The sequence below is a fragment of the Streptomyces sp. NPDC043996 genome, assembly GCF_056435225.1.
This window is the reverse complement of record NZ_JBWKEY010000010.1, coordinates 227849-246101: the sequence shown is the minus strand read 5'-3', so window position 1 is coordinate 246101 and position 18253 is coordinate 227849. Positions and strand designations below refer to the sequence as shown.

The 18253-nt window shown below is 72.7% G+C and carries 21 protein-coding genes and 1 tRNA gene; 6 read left to right on the top strand and 16 right to left on the bottom strand.

The features are described from left to right. Positions 1-2 precede the first annotated feature (2 nt). The gene (locus tag AC07A4_RS26545; RefSeq protein ID WP_478603161.1) at positions 3-1559 is read right to left on the bottom strand and encodes an MDR family MFS transporter; all 1557 of its coding nucleotides are present in this window, start codon (positions 1557-1559) and stop codon (positions 3-5) included. Between the two features lie 95 nt (positions 1560-1654). Beyond that, positions 1655-2125: a MarR family winged helix-turn-helix transcriptional regulator gene (locus AC07A4_RS26540; protein WP_478602932.1), complete on the bottom strand. Its 471-nt coding sequence runs from the start codon at positions 2123-2125 to the stop codon at positions 1655-1657. A 189-nt stretch (positions 2126-2314) separates the two neighbouring features. Here AC07A4_RS26540 and AC07A4_RS26535 point away from each other — a divergent pair, with 189 nt between their 5' ends. Continuing rightward, positions 2315-2527 (top strand): hypothetical protein, encoded by a 213-nt coding sequence (locus AC07A4_RS26535; protein WP_478602930.1) that lies wholly within the window; start codon positions 2315-2317, stop codon positions 2525-2527. A 56-nt stretch (positions 2528-2583) separates the two neighbouring features. On the opposite strand, the gene AC07A4_RS26530 is transcribed toward AC07A4_RS26535, so the two are convergent. The 9 genes from AC07A4_RS26530 to AC07A4_RS26490 all read right to left on the bottom strand — a co-directional run bounded on the left by AC07A4_RS26530 (position 2584) and on the right by AC07A4_RS26490 (position 8150). Continuing rightward, positions 2584-3291: a hypothetical protein gene (locus AC07A4_RS26530; protein ID WP_478602928.1), complete on the bottom strand. Its 708-nt coding sequence runs from the start codon at positions 3289-3291 to the stop codon at positions 2584-2586. Positions 3292-3411: 120 nt separating this feature from the next. Continuing rightward, positions 3412-4290 (bottom strand): RNA polymerase sigma factor SigF, encoded by an 879-nt coding sequence (locus tag AC07A4_RS26525; protein WP_478602926.1) that lies wholly within the window; start codon positions 4288-4290, stop codon positions 3412-3414. A gap of 244 nt (positions 4291-4534) precedes the next feature. Next, a complete protein-coding gene (locus AC07A4_RS26520; RefSeq protein ID WP_478602924.1) occupies positions 4535-5362 on the bottom strand; it encodes an RNA polymerase sigma factor SigF in 828 nt (275 codons plus the stop codon). A gap of 226 nt (positions 5363-5588) precedes the next feature. Continuing rightward, the gene (locus AC07A4_RS26515; RefSeq protein WP_478602922.1) at positions 5589-5882 is read right to left on the bottom strand and encodes a Dabb family protein; all 294 of its coding nucleotides are present in this window, start codon (positions 5880-5882) and stop codon (positions 5589-5591) included. Between the two features lie 8 nt (positions 5883-5890). Then, entirely contained in the window at positions 5891-6070 is a 180-nt protein-coding gene (locus AC07A4_RS26510; RefSeq protein WP_478602920.1) for a hypothetical protein, read from the bottom strand. A 475-nt stretch (positions 6071-6545) separates the two neighbouring features. Beyond that, positions 6546-6630 (bottom strand) — tRNA-Ser (locus AC07A4_RS26505). 79 nt (positions 6631-6709) lie between these two features. Then, positions 6710-7141: a tRNA adenosine(34) deaminase TadA gene (gene tadA / locus AC07A4_RS26500; protein WP_478603159.1), complete on the bottom strand. Its 432-nt coding sequence runs from the start codon at positions 7139-7141 to the stop codon at positions 6710-6712. 89 nt (positions 7142-7230) lie between these two features. Next, positions 7231-7788, bottom strand: coding sequence for a tRNA adenosine deaminase-associated protein (locus AC07A4_RS26495; RefSeq protein WP_478602918.1), 558 nt, complete (start codon positions 7786-7788; stop codon positions 7231-7233). A 194-nt stretch (positions 7789-7982) separates the two neighbouring features. Beyond that, positions 7983-8150 carry a hypothetical protein gene (locus tag AC07A4_RS26490; protein ID WP_478602916.1) on the bottom strand — a complete coding sequence of 56 codons (168 nt, stop codon included), beginning with the start codon at positions 8148-8150 and terminating at the stop codon, positions 7983-7985. A 157-nt stretch (positions 8151-8307) separates the two neighbouring features. On the opposite strand from AC07A4_RS26490, the gene upp reads away from it, so the two are divergent. Beyond that, positions 8308-8943, top strand: coding sequence for a uracil phosphoribosyltransferase (upp, locus tag AC07A4_RS26485; RefSeq protein WP_478602915.1), 636 nt, complete (start codon positions 8308-8310; stop codon positions 8941-8943). Between the two features lie 73 nt (positions 8944-9016). Here the strand turns inward: upp and AC07A4_RS26480 are convergent, their stop codons facing one another. Both AC07A4_RS26480 and AC07A4_RS26475 read right to left on the bottom strand, forming a co-directional pair. Then, a complete protein-coding gene (locus AC07A4_RS26480) occupies positions 9017-9667 on the bottom strand; it encodes a LytR C-terminal domain-containing protein (RefSeq protein WP_478602913.1) in 651 nt (216 codons plus the stop codon). A gap of 136 nt (positions 9668-9803) precedes the next feature. Beyond that, on the bottom strand, positions 9804-10100 hold the full coding sequence (locus AC07A4_RS26475) for a type II toxin-antitoxin system VapB family antitoxin (RefSeq protein WP_003955420.1): 297 nt from the start codon (positions 10098-10100) through the stop codon (positions 9804-9806). Between the two features lie 138 nt (positions 10101-10238). Here AC07A4_RS26475 and AC07A4_RS26470 point away from each other — a divergent pair, with 138 nt between their 5' ends. Next, complete coding sequence (locus AC07A4_RS26470; protein WP_478603157.1) at positions 10239-11963, top strand: helicase HerA-like domain-containing protein; 1725 nt, start codon at positions 10239-10241, stop codon at positions 11961-11963. Positions 11964-12132: 169 nt separating this feature from the next. Here AC07A4_RS26470 and AC07A4_RS26465 read toward each other — a convergent pair whose 3' ends face one another. Further along, positions 12133-12720, bottom strand: a complete 588-nt coding sequence (locus AC07A4_RS26465) for an HhH-GPD-type base excision DNA repair protein (RefSeq protein ID WP_478603155.1) — start codon at positions 12718-12720, stop codon at positions 12133-12135. A gap of 201 nt (positions 12721-12921) precedes the next feature. Here AC07A4_RS26465 and AC07A4_RS26460 point away from each other — a divergent pair, with 201 nt between their 5' ends. Beyond that, positions 12922-14523 carry an ABC-F family ATP-binding cassette domain-containing protein gene (locus AC07A4_RS26460; protein ID WP_478602911.1) on the top strand — a complete coding sequence of 534 codons (1602 nt, stop codon included), beginning with the start codon at positions 12922-12924 and terminating at the stop codon, positions 14521-14523. Positions 14524-14538: 15 nt separating this feature from the next. Here AC07A4_RS26460 and AC07A4_RS26455 read toward each other — a convergent pair whose 3' ends face one another. Continuing rightward, positions 14539-15480 carry a LysR family transcriptional regulator gene (locus AC07A4_RS26455; protein WP_478602909.1) on the bottom strand — a complete coding sequence of 314 codons (942 nt, stop codon included), beginning with the start codon at positions 15478-15480 and terminating at the stop codon, positions 14539-14541. A 141-nt stretch (positions 15481-15621) separates the two neighbouring features. Here AC07A4_RS26455 and AC07A4_RS26450 point away from each other — a divergent pair, with 141 nt between their 5' ends. Next, positions 15622-16554, top strand: a complete 933-nt coding sequence (locus AC07A4_RS26450) for a DMT family transporter (RefSeq protein ID WP_478602907.1) — start codon at positions 15622-15624, stop codon at positions 16552-16554. Here AC07A4_RS26450 and AC07A4_RS26445 read toward each other — a convergent pair. Beyond that, complete coding sequence (locus AC07A4_RS26445; RefSeq protein ID WP_478602905.1) at positions 16496-17206, bottom strand: sensor domain-containing protein; 711 nt, start codon at positions 17204-17206, stop codon at positions 16496-16498. The genes AC07A4_RS26450 and AC07A4_RS26445 overlap by 59 nt on opposite strands. Positions 17207-17361: 155 nt before the next feature. Here AC07A4_RS26445 and AC07A4_RS26440 point away from each other — a divergent pair, with 155 nt between their 5' ends. After that, the gene (locus tag AC07A4_RS26440) at positions 17362-18240 is read left to right on the top strand and encodes a helix-turn-helix transcriptional regulator (protein ID WP_478602903.1); all 879 of its coding nucleotides are present in this window, start codon (positions 17362-17364) and stop codon (positions 18238-18240) included. Positions 18241-18253: the final 13 nt, after the last annotated feature.

Sequence of the window (18253 nt, the reverse complement as noted above, 5' to 3'; positions counted from 1 at the left end):
CGCTAGCTCTCCCCGGCGGCGTCGGCCGTGGCGGCGGGCTGCGGGGCGGCCGCGGTCCGCAGCGGGACCTCCTTGATGAACAGGGTGATCAGGAAGGCGAGGAACGCGATCGGCGCGGCGATCAGGAACACGTCGGCGATGCCGTGCCCGTAGGCGCTCTCCATGACCGTGCGGAACGGCTCGGGCAGCTTGTCCAGGTCGGGGATGCCGCCACCGGCGGTCCCGCCGTGGCCGAACGCGGCGCCCTGAGGACCGAGACCGGCGATCCCGTCCTTCACGTAGTCGGTGATGCGCGTGGACATCACGGCGCCGAGCGCGGAGACGCCCATGGCGCCGCCGAGGGACCGGAAGAAGGTGACGACGGAGCTCGCGGCGCCGATGTCCTCCGGGGCGACCTGGTTCTGCGTGCAGAGCACCAGGTTCTGCATCATCATGCCGATGCCGAGCCCCATGAGGGCCATGTAGACCGCGATGTGCCAGTACGGGGTGTCGTACCGCATGGTGCCGAGGAGCCCGAGCCCGGCGGTCAGGAGCACCCCGCCGCTGACGAGCCAGGCCTTCCACTTCCCGGTCTTGGTGATCAGCTGCCCCGAGACGGTGGACGAGACGAACAGGCCGCCGATCATCGGAATGGTCAGGACGCCGGACATGGTCGGCGACTCGCCGCGCGCCAGCTGGAAGTACTGGCTGAAGAACACGGTGCCCGCGAACATCGCGACACCCACGAACAGCGAGGCCAGCGAGGCCAGCGTGATGGTGCGGTTGCGGAAGAGCCGCAGCGGGATGATCGGCTCGCTGGCCCTGGACTCCACGAGCAGGAAGAGCAGCGCGAGGACGACGGCACCGCCGACCATCGTGTACGTCTGCCACGACAGCCACTCGTACTTCTTGCCGGAGCCGCTGCCCGCGAAGGTGATCCAGATCAGGAGCAGCGAGACGGCGGCCGAGATGAGCAGCGCGCCGCTCCAGTCGACCTTCACCTCGCGCTTGACGACCGGCAGCTTCAGGGTCTTCTGCAGCACGATCAGGGCGATCACGGCGAACGGCACGCCCACGTAGAAGCACCAGCGCCAGCCCAGCCAGGAGGTGTCGGTGATGACGCCGCCGAGCAGCGGGCCGCCGACGGTGGCGACGGCGAAGGTGGCGCCGAGGTAGCCGGAGTAGCGGCCGCGCTCGCGCGGGGCGATCATCGCGGCCATGACGATCTGCGCGAGCGCGGACAGACCGCCGACGCCGATGCCCTGCACGACACGGCAGGCGATCAGCATGCCCGCGTTCTGCGAGAGCCCGGCGACCACGGACCCCAGGACGTAGATGACGAGGGCGATCTGGACGAGGGCCTTCTTGCTGAACAGGTCGGACAGCTTGCCCCACAGGGGGGTGCTGGCCGTCATGGACAGCAGCGCGGCGGTGACGACCCACGTATAGGCGGACTGGCCGCCGCCGAGGTCACCGATGATCTCGGGCAGGGCGTTGGAGACGATCGTCGACGACAGGATCGCGACGAACATGCCGAGCAGGAGGCCGGAAAGGGCCTCCATGATCTGGCGGTGGGTCATCGGCGCACCGTCGTGCGGATGCCCCCCGCGCTCGGCGTGGCTGCCCCGCACACCGGACGGTGTGGATGTTGCCATGGGTTTCCTTTTCCTGTTCCTTACGCGGGTGTACGGGTGGGTGCCGCGCGCGGCGCGGCGGCCCTGCAGTCCCCGAAGCTGGCGCGGAGCCGGGCCATCAGTGCCGTCAGCTGTCCGACTTCGGCGTCGGACCAGTCGTCGAGCCGCTCGGCGAGCAGCTCGGTGGTGCGCTGCGAGAGCACCTCGAGCTGGCGCTCGCCGGCGGCGGTCAGACGCAGGACGCGCGTGCGCTTGTCGGCGGGGTCGGGGGACCGGTCGATCCAGCCGCGCTCCGCGACGTGCGCCACGTGGCGGCTGGTCACCGACATGTCGACGGCGAGGAGCTCGGCGAGCCTGCCCATCCGCATCTCGCCGTGACGGCTCAGCACGGTCAGGACGGCGGCCGAGCCCGCCGGGCAGTCGCTCGGCAGGATGCGGGCGAGGTCGCGCTTGACGGCGCCGATGGCGCTGAGCTGGCGGGCCAGCTCCTCGTACGGACGCTGCGCGGCCACGGCACCCTCTTTCTTTGCCGCTGAGGCTTTCGTTGCTTAGGGCAACGATAAAAGCAGTTGGTTGCCACAGGCAAACTAAATCGGGTCCTGCCCGCTAAAACCCTGGCAAAGCTCCGTACCCACCTGTGTAAAGCCGCCGGTCAGAAGGGGGTTGGGCGGACAGCCGGGGATTCGCTAGGGTCCTGCCCCATGGCACACAACCCCCAAGCTCCGCAGGGCCCCGGTCAGCACGACCCGGCGGGCTCCACGCAGATGTTCCGCGCGTTCGTCGACGAGACCCCGCAGGGCGGCGGCCGCGCCCGCCAGCAGGCGGCGCCCGCGGGCCCGCGCGTGGGCCTGATTCTCGGTGTGGTGGCGGCGATCGCGATCGTCGTCGCCGTGGCCTGGCTGGCCCTGAAGTAGCGACGCGCCCCCGGAGATTCCAGGGAAGTCCTCTCTCTAGGCCCCCTTCGCGGGGCCTATTCCCACTCCACGTCCACGTCGCGCGTCTCGATGTGCATCCCCCAGGGAACGCGCCACGCGTCGACGCAAATCGGCCAAGTCTTCTTGACGGTCTGCCCGCCCCTGACGGGTGCGGGCAGTTTCCTCGTCGACTCCACCGTCCCCCAGTCGACGCCGAGCGCCCCGATCACATGCGAGCCGAAGGCGATGGTCCCCGATCGCGCCGGGGCTCCGCCGGTGTTCCGCAGGGTCAGGGTGACGTCCTCGCACCAGCGGTGCGGGCCCGGGTCCCGGTCGACGCCGGTCACCTTCAGGGCGGCGGGCTTCGCCGGGGGTGACGGCGGGCCGGAGGGCTTGGGCGGGCGCGGCGGGCTTGGGGACGCGGGCGGTTCGGGGGAGCCGGGCGTCGCCCGAGGCGCCCCGGAAGAACCAGAAGAACCAGCTCCGGGTGAACTCTCCGCGCCGGAAGGCGACTTCGCGCCGCCGCCGTCAGGAGATCCGGGCGTGCCCGTGCGGCCGCGCTGGCGGGGCCCGCCCGACGGACCGCCCGCGGTCCCGTCCAGCGGGGCGAACTCCACCTCCCCGCTGGGAGCGACGGCCTTGCCGGGCCGCTCGCGCCCCGCGTCGGTGGCGACGTACCCCTCCCGCTCCCCAGGGCCCCCACAGGCCACGAGGAGCCCCAAGCCGCACACCGCTACCGAAACGCGCACCAGGCTCCGACGCATCGCGCAAGTGTGACTGACGTTCCGTCAATAAGGAACCCGCAGGCCGCCAATAAGGAACCCGCGCGCCGCCAATGAGAAACCCGCGGGCGCCGTGAGCAGCGACCCGCGGGCGGCGGCGTCCTAGTCGGAGATCAGGCCCTCGCGGAGCTGGGCCAGCGTGCGGGTCAGCAGCCGGGACACATGCATCTGGGAGATCCCGACCTCCTCGCCGATCTGCGACTGCGTCATGTTGGCGAAGAAGCGGAGCATGATGATCCGGCGCTCTCGGGGCGGCAGCTTCGCGAGCAGCGGCTTCAGCGACTCGCGGTACTCCACGCCCTCCAGGGCCGTGTCCTCGTAGCCGAGGCGGTCCGCGAGGGAGCCCTCGCCGCCGTCGTCCTCGGGGGCGGGGGAGTCGAGGGAGGATGCGGTGTACGCGTTGCCGACGGCGAGGCCGTCGACCACGTCCTCCTCGGAGACGCCGAGGGCGACCGCGAGCTCCGGCACCGTCGGCGAGCGGTCCAGGCGCTGGGCGAGGTCGTCGCTCGCCTTGGTGAGCGCGAGGCGCAGCTCCTGCAGCCGCCGGGGCACCCGCACCGACCAACTCGTGTCCCGGAAGAACCGCTTGATCTCGCCCACGACCGTCGGCATGGCGAACGTCGGGAACTCCACGCCCCGTTCGCAGTCGAAGCGGTCGATCGCCTTGATCAGGCCGATGGTGCCGACCTGGACGATGTCCTCCATCGGCTCGTTGCGGCTGCGGAAGCGGGCCGCCGCGTACCGCACGAGCGGGAGGTTCAGCTCGATCAGGGTGTCTCTGACGTAGGCGCGCTCGGGACTGTCCTGCGCGAGTGCGGCGAGCCGCAGGAAGAGGGAGCGGGACAGGGTCCGGGTGTCGATAACCTCCGGTGCCGCCGCCGTGGCGGCGTCGGAGCCGTGAAGCGCGTCGGGCGCGGACGCGCTCTCGCTGTCTTCGAGCGTGAGCGTGAGCACCTTCGAGCTGCCCTGGTCTGCGGACATGCCACCCCCTTGAGGTCGCGGACGGTCGCGGCCCGCGCTCCCCTCGAAGGAACGCAGCCTCCACCTGAATACCGGAGCCGGAGCTGCGGCAAACGCTGTTCCCGCAGAATGTCACATGTCGGCAACACGCTGTAGTGACTTGTCGACAACTGAGGGTGACGTCCGTGCAGGAAAGAGAGGGTCTCGGCCGACTTCACCCAACTGCCCGTCGGCAACGGCCAAAAGACCGCTCCACCCGATACGGTTACGCCTCGATCCGATTTGCGGATCGCAGTCGCGCGAAGCTCCGGGCCAGCAGTCTTGACACATGCATCTGGGAAACGCCCAATTCCGCACTGATCTGCGACTGCGTCAGATTGCTGTAGTACCGGAGCAGCAGGATCCGCTGCTCCCGCTCGGGCAGCTGCACCAGCAGATGCCGTACGAGGTCGCGGTGCTCGACGCCGTCCAGGGCGGGGTCCTCGTACCCGAGCCGGTCGAGCAGCCCCGGCAGGCCGTCGCCCTCCTGCGCGGCCTCCAGGGACGTCGCGTGGTACGAGCGCCCGGCCTCGATGCAGGCCAGGACCTCGTCCTCGCTGATCCGCAGCCGCTCGGCGATCTCGGCGGTGGTGGGGGAGCGCCCGAAGGACGTCGTCAGGTCCTCGGTGGCCCCGGTGACCTGCACCCACAGCTCGTGCAGCCGCCGGGGCACGTGCACGGTGCGCACGTTGTCGCGGAAGTACCGCTTGATCTCGCCCACGACGGTCGGCATGGCGAACGTCGGGAACTGCACCCCTCGGTCGGGGTCGAAGCGGTCGATGGCGTTGATGAGGCCGATGGTGCCGACCTGGACGACGTCCTCCATCGGCTCGCTGCGGCTGCGGAAGCGGGCCGCCGCGTAGCGCACGAGCGGGAGGTTCGCCTCGATGAGCGCCGCGCGCACGCGGGTGTGCTCCGGGGTGCCGGGGAGGCACTCCTTCAGCTGGGCGAACAGGACCTGCGTGAGCGCCCGCGTATCGGCGCCCCGGGTGCTCGTGGGCCCCTTCGCGGGCGGCGCTTCAGGCGCAGAACTGGCCGGCACGGTCAACGCCACCCCTTCTTCGACCCTCGACGAGCCCGGAACGGAACGGGCCCGGTCAGGTTCGGTCGACTCGGTCAACTCATCCGTCAAAAGCGGTCATAGCATCACAAGACATGTGCACTGTGTGCAAGCACCTGATCACTCCGTGTTGAGGGGGAAGTTGGGCGCGGGCAACGCGAAGCGGCCCCGCACCGTCGTGGTGCGGGGCCGCTCGGGGCGCCCGTGGCGGGCGTGGGGCTCAGAACTCGTAGTCGGCGATCACCCACGTGGCGAACTCGCGCCACAGGGCGACGCCCGCCTGGTGGGCGGGGTGCTCCAGGTACCGCTTCAGGGCGTCGCTGTCGGCGACGGCGGAGTTGATGGCGTAGTCGTACGCGATGGGCCGCTCGGAGATGTTCCAGGCGCACTCCCAGAAGCTCACGTCCGGGATGAGGCCGCCGAGCTCCTCGAAGGCCTTGACGCCCGCGACGACGCGCGGGTCGTCGCGCTGGACGCCGTCGTTCAGCTTGAACAGGACCAGATGGCGGATCACGCGTACTCCTAGTCGTCCTTGCCGCCGTTGGCGACCCACGTCATGAAGTCGCCGACGGCCTTGGCGGCGTTCGAGATGCCCTCGAAGCCCACTTGCACGTAGTCGGCGGCCTTGGCGGGGTCAGTGATGATCACGTACAGGACGAACACCACAAGGACGAAGAGTATGAGCTTCTTTGGGTCCTTCACGTTGCGCCCTCCCCGTACCCGCTCATCCCACGCCCCCGTCGCCCTCGTCCTCGCCGCTTTCGCCTGTTGCCGGGCGAGTCTAACGCGGTGCTAACTCACCTGGTTTTTAAGGACCAATGACCCCCGCCTGAGGGCCCTTCGCCCGAGGTCGCGCGGGCGGGCGCGGCGCAGGATGGACGTGAGCCCGCGGGATCTGGCAGGAATCCACGGGCCGGGACTGGCCTCCACTGCGGGGTCCGCGGCGCATGCTTCCCCCGGTGGCGGCGCGGACTTGAGAGCGCCGGTCCTCGTCGGGGGAGGCGGCTTGTCCCCCCGATGCCGCCTCCCCCGTCCCTTTCGGGACAAGCCCCGGCGCGCAGGGCGGCGCCGGGGCTTCTCCGTGTGTCCGGATACGAGGAACGCGCCCAGATACGAGGAACGCGCCCGGATACGACGAAGGGCCCCGTCCAGTGGACGGGGCCCTTCGTATCGAGAGCGGTAGCGGAGGGATTTGAACCCTCGGTGAGTTTCCCCACACTCGCTTTCGAGGCGAGCTCCTTCGGCCGCTCGGACACGCTACCGAGAGAGATCCTAGCCCAAGGTGGGCCGTGCGCTGAAATCCGTTGTCCGGACGGATCGCCTTCCGGTCCCGGAGAAGGCCTACCGGTCCCGGAAGAAGTCCGTGAGCAGCCGCGCGCAGGCGTCGGCGAGGACGCCCTCGACGACTTCGGGGCGGTGGTTGAGCCGCCGGTCGCGCACGAGGTCCCACTGCGATCCGGCGGCGCCCGCCTTCTCGTCGCGGACGCCGTACACGACCCGGTCCACGCGGGACTGCACCAGCGCGCCCGCGCACATCACGCACGGCTCCAGGGTGACGACGAGGGTGCAGCCGGGCAGCCGCCAGGAGCCGAGCGCGGCGGCGGCCCGGCGCAGGGCGAGGACCTCCGCGTGCGCGGTGGGGTCATCGGCCGCCTCGCGCTCGTTGTGGCCGCGGGCGAGCACGGTCTCGCCGTCCGGCGACAGGACAACGGCGCCGACGGGCACGTCGCCGCCCCGGACGGCCCGTTCGGCCTCGTCCAGGGCGAGCCGCATCGGCGCCCGCCAGCGGTCCCGTACCGGATCTGGGAGGTGTGTCACACGGCGAACCTAACCGACCGGAGCGGTGTGGTGCGGCGTGGTGATCACCGCACCGCTTCGAGGACCTCCGCGGCGCCCAGGACGTCGGCGATCTCGTTCAGGGCGTCGCCGCTCTCCAGGGCGAGCAGTTCCTTCTCCGATACGCCGAGGTCGCTCAGGATCTCCCGGTCTCCCAGCGGCCCGGCGGGCACGGCGTCGGTGCCGCCGTCCGCCGGGTCGCCGTCGTCGTCATCGTCGGCGGCGGCCTCGCCGTCCTCCGTGCCGTCGAGGTCGAGCGCGTCCAGGTCGTCCGCGCCGTCGTCCGGGTCGCGCCCCAGCATCTCGTCGGTCAGCAGGATCTCGCCGTAGGCGCTGCGGGCGGCGGCGGCCGCGTCCGAGACGAAGATGCGCGGGTCGTCCTCGCCGTCCACGCGGACGACGCCGAACCACGCGTCCTCCTGCTCGATGAAGACGAGCACTGTTTCGTCGTCGGCGCCGCCCGCGTCGGCGGCGGCCTCACGGGCCAGGTCGGTCAGATCCGACAGGGTCTCCACATCGTCGAGCTCCGTGTCGCTCGCTTCCCACCCGTCTTCGGTGCGCGCGAGCAGTGCGGCGAAGTACACCGTGACTCTCCCACTGTTCATAGGCGCCGGTTGGGGGTCCCCCCGGCGGACGTCGGGGGCGGGAGTGCTCTGGCTTGCCCCGCCCACTCGGAATCGTGGCAGAAACAACGGCTTCAGGAGAGGTCTTCCGGCCGCTGTGTCCGCGTCGCGTTGCGAATCACACGCCGCGCCGGTGCCCGCGGGCGCCCCGGCGGCTACCAGCGGAACGTGCGCATACGCATCGCCTGTCGCATTCTGGCCGCCCGTGCGCGGCGTGGTGTCACCCGGTCCCGCAGCTCGCGGGCCTCGGTCAGCTCGTGCAGGAACTGGGCGCGGCGCCGTCGGCGCTCGGCGTCGCTCTCGCGAGGTTCCCGGTCGGGCATCGGCCTCACCACCTCAGTTCGTACGACCACCTTCCCGCGCGAGGCCCGGTTGATGCCAGCCGACGCAGACAGCGCTTACCGGGCGGACGCCGCCCGGGGCACACGGGCGCGCGCACGGAGGGACCGAAGGGGCGCTTGGCCCGGTTACTGTTGAGCAATGCGGATCCACGTCGTCGACCACCCGCTGGTGGCGCACAAACTCACCACGCTGCGCGACAAGCGCACCGACTCCCCGACCTTCCGGCGCCTGGCCGACGAGCTGGTCACCCTGCTCGCCTACGAGGCCACCCGGGACGTGCGCACCGAGCAGGTCGACATCGACACCCCGGTGGTCCGGACGACCGGCGTGAAGCTGTCGTACCCGCGGCCCCTCGTGGTGCCGATCCTGCGGGCCGGTCTCGGCATGCTCGACGGCATGGTGCGCCTCCTTCCCACGGCCGAGGTCGGCTTCCTCGGCATGATCCGCAACGAGGAGACGCTGGAGGCGTCCACGTACGCGACGCGGATGCCGGAGGACCTCTCCGGCCGCCAGGTGTACGTCCTCGACCCGATGCTCGCCACCGGCGGCACGCTGGTCGCGGCGATCCAGGAGCTGATCAAGCGCGGCGCGGACGACGTGACGGCCGTGGTCCTTCTCGCGGCCCCCGAGGGCGTCGAGGTCATGGAGCGGGAGCTGGCGGGCACGCCGGTGACGGTCGTGACGGCGGCGGTGGACGAGCGGCTGAACGAATCCGGTTACATCGTGCCGGGCCTGGGCGACGCGGGCGACCGCATGTACGGGGCGGCGGAGTAGCGCCTTCGCAGCCGTGAGGCCGGGGCGTGCGCCCGGCTCAGCGGTCCCAGTAGTCCCAGCAGTCCCAGAGTGCTCAGCAGTTGTCGCCGTCGTTCGCCGACGGCTTGGAGGGCGCCGCGGACGTCCTGGCCAGAGCGGCCAGGGCGCTGTCGGCGTCCTTCTTCTTGGCCAGGTCCTTGAAGGCGGCGCCGAGGATCAGGTCGACCGCCCGGCCCGCGCGGCCGTCGGTGCGCTTCTCGGCGCCCGTGAGCTGGGTGGCGAGCACCGGCAGCGCGGTGTCGGCGGCGGACTTGGGGCCGAGCACTATCCCGGGGCCCTTGACCTTCTTGTCGTACGTCTTCGTGGCGTTGTCGACGTCGCCGACCTTGAAGCCGCGCCTCTTCAGCTCGGCCGCGGTGTCCTTGGCGAGGCCGTCGCGGGGCGTGGCGTTGAAGACGTTCACGGTGATCTGGCCGGGCTTCGGCAGCGGTGTGGCGCGGGGCGCGGCCTGTGGCCGCGGCGTCTTCTCGCAGCCCTTGTCACCGGCCGCGGCGGACGCCTCGTCCCCGCCGGTGAAGACGTCGACGAGCTGCAGGGTGCCCCAGCCGGCCAGGCCGAGCGCGGCGACGGCCGCGACGGCCGCGAGCACGATCCTGCGGCGGCCGCTCGGGCGGCGCATACGCGGATACTTGTCCCCCGTGATGCGGTACTTGCCGCCCATGCCGGGGGGAGTGAGCATGCTCATGGGCGCAGCGTAGTGCGGCCAGGGCGCGATGCCTACTAGATGATCATTGCCGGGTCCGCAGTCCAACCCGAAAGGGCCAATGCGGACTTGGGCCCGTCCGTGGGACCTCGCGCGCGCGTGGCCGGGGCCCGGCGCGTCAGCCCAGTTCGAGGACGCGGGCGTGCAGGACCTGGCGCTGCTGGAGCGCGGCGCGGACCGCGCGGTGCAGGCCGTCCTCCAGATACAGGTCGCCCTGCCACTTCACCACGTGCGCGAAGAGGTCGCCGTAGAACGTGGAGTCCTCGGCGAGGAGCGTCTCCAGGTCCAGTTGGCCCTTGGTCGTCACGAGCTGATCGAGGCGGACCGGGCGCGGCGCGACGTCCGCCCACTGCCGGGTGCTTTCCCGGCCGTGGTCGGGGTACGGCCGGCCGTTTCCGATGCGCTTGAAGATCACACGGAAAGCCTACCGGTCAAGGCTCTCCGGGCGCAGCCATGGAGACCGAGTGCGAGCCTGGGAAATGCCACCGCAAACCGTGGCGAAACGGGTACAGCCAAGCCGGGAGCAGGGGCCGAAGTGAGCGACAGCCAGCCGATGCCGTCCACGCCCGACGGCGGAAACCGCCCGAACGAGTCCTTGGGCGGGGTGTCTGTGGGGGCGGCGGAGGCCGCTGGGGCTCCTGTGACCGCTGGGGCGGCGGGGTCCGGGGGAGCTGTCCCGGCGTCCGGTGCTCCGCTGCCGGCTGAGGCCGCCGCCATCGCCGCCGGGTACGTCTTCGAGGGGCCCGCCCTGGAGCTGGGTGCCCTGCTCTGGGAGGGGCAGTGCCGTGCGGACGCGCCGGTGCGCGTTCCGCTGGCGGTGCTCAACCGGCACGGCCTCGTCGCCGGTGCCACCGGTACCGGCAAGACCAAGACGCTCCAGCTCGTCGCCGAGCAGCTGGCCGCCCAGGGCGTGCCCGTCTTCCTCGCCGACGTCAAGGGCGACGTCTCCGGCGTCTCCGCGCCCGGCGAGCCGGGCGACAAGGTCAGCGCGCGCGCCCGCGAGGTCGGCCAGGACTGGACGCCCCGGGGCTTTCCCTGCGAGTTCTACGCCCTCGGCGGCATCGGCACGGGCATCCCCGTCCGCGCGACGGTCACCAGCTTCGGCCCGCTGCTGCTCTCCAAGGTCCTCGAGCTCAACCAGACCCAGGAGCAGTCCCTCGGCCTGATCTTCCACTACGCCGACCAGAAGGGCCTCGAACTCGTCGACCTCAAGGACCTGCGGGCGGTGGTCACCTTCCTCACCTCCGACACGGGCAAGCCGGAGCTGAAGGCCATCGGCGGCCTGTCGACCGCCACCGCCGGGGTCATCCTGCGGGCGCTCACCGCGTTCGAGGCGCAGGGGATGGCGGACTTCTTCGGGGAGCCGGAGTTCGACACGAGCGAGTTCCTGCGCCTCGCGGGGCCCGGCCCCGAGGGCGGCGCCCAGGGCCTGGTGTCCGTCCTGGAGCTGCCCGGCGTCCAGGACAAGCCCGCGCTCTTCTCGACCTTCCTGATGTGGCTGCTCGCCGACCTCTACCACGACCTCCCCGAGGTCGGTGACCTGGACAGACCCAAGCTGGTCTTCTTCTTCGACGAGGCGCACCTGCTGTTCAACGGGGCGTCCAAGGCGTTCCTCGCGTCGATCACCCAGACCGTGCGGCTCATCCGCTCCAAGGGCATCGGCGTCTTCTTCGTCACCCAGACCCCGAAGGACGTGCCCGCCGACGTCCTCGCCCAGCTCGGCAACCGCGTCCAGCACGCGCTGCGCGCCTTCACTCCCGAGGACGAGAAGGCCCTGAAGGCCACGGTGCGGACGTTTCCCCGCTCGGCGTACGACCTGGCGGAGACCCTCACCGGCATGGGCACTGGCGAGGCCGTGGTCACCGTCCTCAGCGAGAAGGGCGCGCCGACCCCCGTGGCGGCCACGCGGCTGCGGGCGCCGCGGTCCCTGATGGGTCCTGTGGCGGCGGCCGACCTGGAGGGGGCGGTGCGACGGTCACCGCTGTACGCGCGGTACGCGGAGGCGGTGGACCGGGAGTCCGCCTATGAACGCCTGACGGCGGGTGCCGGGTCCGGGTCCGGGGCCGGTTCCGGTTCCGGTTCCGGTTCCGGTTCCGGGGAGGCTGCTTCCGCTCCGGCTCCGGTGCCCAAGGCTCCGGACAAGGCGTCGGAGAAGGAGTCAGTGGTCGAGCAGGTGATGGGGAGCGGGATGTTCAAGTCGCTGATGAGGTCGGTGGGGACGCAGTTGGGCCGGGAGATCTCGCGGTCGGTGTTCGGGACGTCTCGGAGGCGGAGGTAGGCGCCGCGGAGCGGCGCAGCGGGCTGGGGGTGCGGGTAGCTGCTGGGAGGTGGGCGGGTGGGTGGGAAAAAGTCGCCGCGGAGCGGCGCAGAGGGCGGGGTGCGGGCGGCTGCCGGGAAGTGGGCGGGTGGGTGGGAGAAAGTCGCCGCGGAGCGGCGCGGAGGCCGGGCTAGGGACGGCCGCGCTTCAGGGCCTTCTGCTCCTGCTTGTACGCCCGCACCCGCCGCAAGGCATCCGGCCCCGTGATATCCGCCACCGACCGGTACACCTTCGCCTCCCCGTACCCCCCGGCGGCCTCCCGCCACCCCGTGGGCCGCACCCCGAGCTGCTTGCCGAGGAGGGCGAGGAAGATCTGGGCCTTCTGCTGGCCGAAGCCGGGCAGATCGGTGAGGCGGCCGAGCAGTTCCTGCCCGCTGGCGGCGTCCCGCCAGACCCCGGAGGCGTCCCCGTCGTACTGCTCGACGAGGTACTGGCACAGCTTCTGGACGCGTCCGGCCATGGACCCGGGGTAGCGGTGCACGGCCGGTTTCGTGGACAGCAGCGTCGCGAACGCCTCGGGGTCGTACGAGGCGATGTCGTGCGCGTCGAGGTCGTCCGCGCCCATCCGCCGGGCGATCGTGTACGGGCCCGTGAACGCCCACTCCATGGGGACCTGCTGGTCGAGGAGCATCCCGACGAGCGCGGCCAGCGGACTGCGGCTCAGCAGCGCGTCGGCGTCGGCCTCCTGGGCGAGGTGCAGGGTGACGTCCTTGTCCATGGCGTTCATGGGCCGATCATCCCCCGGCCGCCCCCGGCGCGCAGTGCGGGACGGGCCGTGGCGCGGCGGCTGGGAAAACCGCGTGCGCCGCCGCGCGCGGCCGCCGTACCCTCGCCCCATGTCGACGCCCCGCATCTCCTAGCCAGGACACACGCCTTCACGTCACCCGTGTGTCCTCTCGCTAGTGCGGAGCGTATTCCCATGATTTCTGTACGTGATCTCGATCTGCGCGCAGGTGCCCGGACCCTGCTGTCCGGGGTCTCCTTCCACATCGGCCCCGGCGACCGCGTCGGGCTCGTCGGGCGCAACGGCGCCGGCAAGACCACCCTGCTCAAGACCCTCGCCGGACAGGCGGCCCCGGCTGCGGGCGCGGTGACGCGTACCGGCTCCCTCGGCTATCTGGCCCAGGACCCGGCCGCCGCCGACCCCGCGGCCACCGTCACCGACCGGATCCTGTCCGCCCGCGGCCTGGACGAGGCGGTGCGCGCGCTGCGGGCCGCCGAGGCCGCCCTCGCCACGGCCTCCGGCGCCCGCGACGAGCGGGCGGCCCTCGCCGCGTACGCCCGTACCGACGACGCCTTCCAGGCCCGCGGCGGCTACGCGGCCGAGGCCGAGGCGGCCCGGGTCGCGGCGGGCCTCGGCCTGCCCGAGCGGGTCCTCGGGCGGCCGGTGGGGGAGCTGTCCGGCGGCCAGCGGCGCCGCGTCGAACTCGCCCGCGTCCTGTTCTCGCGCCCTGACGTGCTGCTGCTCGACGAGCCGACGAACCACCTCGACCGCGACTCCGTGGACTGGCTGCGCGCGTACCTCGCCGCCCACCCCGGCGGATTCGTGCTCATCAGCCATGACACCGGGCTCCTCGCCGACGTCGTCAACCGCGTCTTCCACCTGGACCCGGCCCGTGCCGCCCTCGACGCGCACCACACCACCTGGGGCGCCTACCTCGCACAGCGCGCCGCCGACGACCGGCGGCGCGCCCGCGAGCGCGCCAACGCCGAGCGCAAGGCCACCGCCCTGCGCACCCAGGCCGACAAGATGCGGGCCCGTGTCGCCACCGCGACCGCCGCCAGGAACATGGCCCGGCGCGCGGACCGCATGCTCGCCCACACGGAGCCGGTGCGCCGCGGCGAGAAGGTCGCCCGCATCCGGCTGCCCGAACCCGCCCCCTGCGGCAGGACCCCGCTCGGCGCGGTCAGCCTCGCGAAGTCGTACGGGGACCTGCGCGTCCTGCGCGGCGTGGACCTGGCCGTCGACCGGGGCAGCCGCCTGGTCGTCCTCGGCTTCAACGGCGCGGGGAAGACCACCCTGCTGCGGCTGCTCGCCGGGCGCGAGCGCCCCGACGGCGGCCGGGTGGTGCGCGGGCACGGCCTGCGGCTCGGCTACTTCGCGCAGGAACACGACACGCTGGACGGCCGGTTGAGCGTACGGGGCAACCTCGCGGCGGCCGCGCCCCACCTGACCGACGGCGAGGCACGGCGGGTGCTCGGCTCGTTCCTGTTCACCGGCGACGACGCCGACAAGTCCACCGCGGTGCTCTCCGGCGGCGAGAAGACCCGCCTCGCGCTCGCCGGACTCGTGCACTCCGGCGCCAACGTGCTGCTCCTGGACGAGCCCACGAACAACCTCGACCCGGCCTCGCGCGACGAGGTCCTGGCCGCCGTGGGCACGTACCCGGGAGCGATCGTCATGGTCACCCACGACGCGGGCGCGATCGAGGCGCTGCGGCCGGACCGGGTGCTGCTCCTGCCGGACGGCACCGAGGACCTGTGGAGCGCGGAGTACCAGGAGCTGGTCGCGCTTGCCTGAGGCGGCGCGGTCGTGTCAGCCGGACCCGGTGTGCGCGGCGTCGCCCACCGGGCGCCGCGCGTCGGCCGCCGTCGCCCGCAGGGCCGCGAGGAAGCCGCGCAGCACCGGTCCGTCCGGTGCCGTCGCCCGGGTCGCCGCCCAGATCGAGCGGGTCGGCTCGGGGCGGGTGACCGCGCGCGTGACGACGTCCGCGCCGTCGTCACGCGCGCCCGCCGCCAGGCCGAGCTCCGGCACCAGCGTCACGCCCACGCCCGCCGCCGCGAAGCCCCGGGCCGTGGCGTAGTCGCCGCTGTCCACGACGAAGTCGGGGGTGAAGCCCGCCGCGCCGCACGCGTCGAGGACCGCGTCCAGACAGGGCCCCGGCAGTTCGCTGCCCACCCAGGGCTCGTCGGCGAGGTCGGCCAGGTCGAGCACGGCCCGGTCGGCCAGGCGGTGGCCGCGGGGGAGCACCGCCCGGTAGCGGTCGTCCATGAGGTGGACGAAGCGGACGCCGTCCACGGGCGGCGCGTCGTGCCGCCGCACCACGAGCCCCAGGTCGGCGCGGCCCGCCTTCACATCGGGCAGCGGGTCTTCGGCGAGCCGCAACTCCGTGTGGACGCCCGGGTGTTCGTGCCGCAGCCGGGCCAGGGCGGGCGCGACGAGCCGGGCGCCCGCCGTGGCGAAGTACCGTACCGAGATCCGGCCCGTGCGCCCGGCCCGCAGGTCGGCGAGCGCGGTCTCCGCCTCGGCGACGCGGCGGCCGACCGCCGCCGCGCACTCCGCGAGGAGCCTGCCCGCGTCCGTGGGGCGCACGCCGCGCCCCGTGCGCTCCAGGAGGGCGACGCCCGCCTCCTTCTCCAGGGCGGCCATCTGCTGGCTGACCGCCGACGGCGTGTATCCGAGGTTGCGGGCCGCCGCCGTCACCGAGCCGCTGGTGACGACCGCCCGCAGGAGCTGCATGCGTCGCGTGTCGAGCATGCCGCCAGCCTAGCCGCGAATGTAGCTGGACTTAAGGCTGGATGCGTTTCTTTTCGCTTGTCTTACGAATGTCCAGGGGGCACCGTCGACACCAGCGCCTTCGCGCCGCGCTCGCACTCATCCCCATCCCCGGGAGCCCCCGTGCCCATCGCCGTCCTCGCCCTCCTGTGGGGCTCCAGCTTCCTGTGGATCAAGCTCTCTCTCGAGGGCGGGATCGCGCCGCTGCACCTCACCGTCGGCCGCTGCGCCCTCGGCGCCGCCGTGCTTCTCGTGCTCGCCCGCACCGCCCGCCAGCGACTGCCGCGCGACCGCCGCACCTGGGCCCACCTGGTCGTGGCGGCCCTGTTCTGCAACGCCCTGCCGTTCCTGTTCGTCAGCGTCGGCCAGCAGACCGTCGACTCCGGCGTCGCGGGCGTCATGAACGCCACCACCCCGCTGTGGTCCCTCGCCCTGGCCCTGCTGCTTCGCACCGAGCGCGGCCTCACCGCGCACCGCCTGGCCGGACTGCTCCTCGGCTTCGCCGGTACGGCCCTGATCTTCGCCCCCTGGCAGGCGTCGGGGCTCACCGGCGGCGGTGTCCTCGCGCTGCTCGCCGCCGCCGTCAGCTATGCCGTCGCCTTCGCGTACATGGCCCGCCACCTCATCGGCCGCGGCACCGAACCGCTCGCCCTGTCCGCGGCCCAGCTCCTCGTCGCCACCGGCCTGACCGCGCTCGGCCTGCCGCTGGCCCCGCACCCGGCCGCCGCCCCCGCCCTCACCGGCGTCCTCGCCCTGATCGCCCTCGGCGTCCTCGGCACCGGCCTCACCTTCCACCTCAACTCCCGCCTCATCGCGAGCGAGGGCCCGACCGCGGCCGCGACCGTCGGCTATCTGCTGCCGGTGGTCTCGATCGCGCTCGGCGCCCTCGTCCTGGGGGAGCGGCTGAGCGTGCGGGTGGTGGCGGGGATGGCGGTGGTCCTGGCCGGGGTCGCCTTGACGCGCAGGCGCACCGCGCCCGCGCCCGCCGCCGCGCCGGTCAGCGCCCGAGCAGCGACCGCACCGCCGACCGGTCCACGCTGTTCAGCGCGCGGATGACCAGCGGCGTAAGCAGCACGAGCGCGATCCCGACCGCACCGACGCCCGCGACCTGCAGGGGCGACTCGATGTAGTACGCGTGGTGCTCGCCGCTCGACGACGTGAAGTCGTACACGCGGTAGCCCGGCCAGTCCAGGTAGCGCGCGAACACCCAGGAGTACGTGGGGAACAGGGCGACCGCCCAGCTCGTCACCCACAGCGTCACGGCAAGCACGAACGCCGTCACCCGCCACGGGAACATCACGACCTGGAACGCCACCGCCTTCCACCCGGCGGGGTCCTTGAGCCGCGCCCCCAGCCCGCGCGCGCCGCCCGCCTCGGGCGCCCGCACGGAGCCGGGCTCCGCGACCTCCAGGCCGAGCACCTCCCGCGCCCGCCGCCGCTCCACCGCGCCGAGGCCGCGCGCCCCGGCAAGGAGCACCGCGAACACCGGAAGCCCGAGCAGCGTCACCGCGAGCCCCGCGCCCAGCGCGAACAGCGTGACCGCGAAGACGAACCCGGCGATCGCGAAGGGCAGCGAGGTGAGCCGGTACCCGAACGCGCGCAGCGCCGCCGCCGAGACGGGCGCACGCCAGAAGCCGGGCCGGTCCGCCGCGGCGGACGGCCGCGCCGGGGCGGCGGGCACGGCGGGCAGGAGCGATTCGGTGGTCATGGCGGCCTCTGCTTCGTCGAGGTGGGGACGTACCTGCTGACGTCTCCAAGCCTGTCGCGGACGCCGCCGCGCCGACATGGGGCGAGGCGCCGTCCGGGGGTGTACCTAGCCCCCCTCTTTCCGCGGCGGCCCGCGCCCTTGGGTGTAATGCCCCCATGCTCCCCACGCCCCCCATGGACGTCAGCGCCCGCACTCCCGCCCCGCAGGCCGCCCGAGCCTTCCGCGGCACCGAGATGAAGGAGTTCCTCAGGTCACGCCGGGCGCGGCTGCGGCCCGCCGACGTCGGCATGCCGTCCAGCGGGAGCCGCCGCACCCCGGGCCTGCGCCGCGAGGAGGTCGCGGTCCTCGCCGGAGTGGGGGTCTCCTGGTACACGTGGCTGGAGCAGGGCCGCGACATCAACGTGTCCGCCGAGGTCCTCGACGCCATCGCCCGGGTGCTGCGCCTGGACCCCGCCGAACGCGAGCACCTGCACCTGCTTGCCGGGCTCAACCCGCCGCGCGCGGGCGAGGGCGCCGACGACCGCGAGGTCCCCGCCGCGCTGCGCCGCGTCCTCGACAACTGGCTGCCCCGACCGGCGTACGTGATCGACCGCCACTGGAGCATGGTCGCGCTCAACGACGCCGCCCGCGCCGTCTTCGGCTACACCGACCTCGACCACAGCTGCCTGGTCAGCTTCTTCACCAACGCCCGCTACCGCGCGGCCACCCACGGCTGGGAGACGGCCGCGCGCGCCGTCGTCGGCCAGTTCCGCGCGGACGCCGCGCGCTACCCCGACGACCCCGAGTTCGCCCGCCTCGCCGCCGATCTGTGCGCGGTCAGCCCCGACTTCGCCCGGATCTGGGCGGAGCACCCGGTGGGCGCCTCGGCCCACGGCACGAAGACGCTGACGCTGCCCGGCGTGGGCGAGCTCACCTTCGAGTACACGACCCTGCCGCTGCCGGACCTGCCAGGCCACCGCCTCCTGCTGCACACCCCCGCCCCCGGCACCCCCACGGAGCGGCGCCTGGCGGACCTGCTCGCGGCGCGCCCCTGAACCTGGTGGTGCC

What these genes read in the sequence shown, in the direction of transcription:
- AC07A4_RS26465 (WP_478603155.1), bottom strand. Translation starts at nt 12,720, where the DNA reads ATGGACAAGGACGTCACCCTGCACCTCGCCCAGGAGGCCGACGCCGAC.
- upp (WP_478602915.1), top strand. Translation starts at nt 8,308, where the DNA reads ATGCGGATCCACGTCGTCGACCACCCGCTGGTGGCGCACAAACTCACC.
- AC07A4_RS26455 (WP_478602909.1), bottom strand. Translation starts at nt 15,480, where the DNA reads ATGCTCGACACGCGACGCATGCAGCTCCTGCGGGCGGTCGTCACCAGC.
- AC07A4_RS26445 (WP_478602905.1), bottom strand. Translation starts at nt 17,206, where the DNA reads ATGACCACCGAATCGCTCCTGCCCGCCGTGCCCGCCGCCCCGGCGCGG.
- AC07A4_RS26525 (WP_478602926.1), bottom strand. Translation starts at nt 4,290, where the DNA reads ATGTCCGCAGACCAGGGCAGCTCGAAGGTGCTCACGCTCACGCTCGAA.
- AC07A4_RS26460 (WP_478602911.1), top strand. Translation starts at nt 12,922, where the DNA reads ATGATTTCTGTACGTGATCTCGATCTGCGCGCAGGTGCCCGGACCCTG.
- AC07A4_RS26545 (WP_478603161.1), bottom strand. Translation starts at nt 1,559, where the DNA reads ATGACCCACCGCCAGATCATGGAGGCCCTTTCCGGCCTCCTGCTCGGC.
- AC07A4_RS26530 (WP_478602928.1), bottom strand. Translation starts at nt 3,291, where the DNA reads ATGCGTCGGAGCCTGGTGCGCGTTTCGGTAGCGGTGTGCGGCTTGGGG.
- AC07A4_RS26470 (WP_478603157.1), top strand. Translation starts at nt 10,239, where the DNA reads ATGCCGTCCACGCCCGACGGCGGAAACCGCCCGAACGAGTCCTTGGGC.
- AC07A4_RS26480 (WP_478602913.1), bottom strand. Translation starts at nt 9,667, where the DNA reads ATGAGCATGCTCACTCCCCCCGGCATGGGCGGCAAGTACCGCATCACG.
- AC07A4_RS26490 (WP_478602916.1), bottom strand. Translation starts at nt 8,150, where the DNA reads ATGCCCGACCGGGAACCTCGCGAGAGCGACGCCGAGCGCCGACGGCGC.
- tadA (WP_478603159.1), bottom strand. Translation starts at nt 7,141, where the DNA reads ATGCGGCTCGCCCTGGACGAGGCCGAACGGGCCGTCCGGGGCGGCGAC.
- AC07A4_RS26440 (WP_478602903.1), top strand. Translation starts at nt 17,362, where the DNA reads ATGCTCCCCACGCCCCCCATGGACGTCAGCGCCCGCACTCCCGCCCCG.
- AC07A4_RS26535 (WP_478602930.1), top strand. Translation starts at nt 2,315, where the DNA reads ATGGCACACAACCCCCAAGCTCCGCAGGGCCCCGGTCAGCACGACCCG.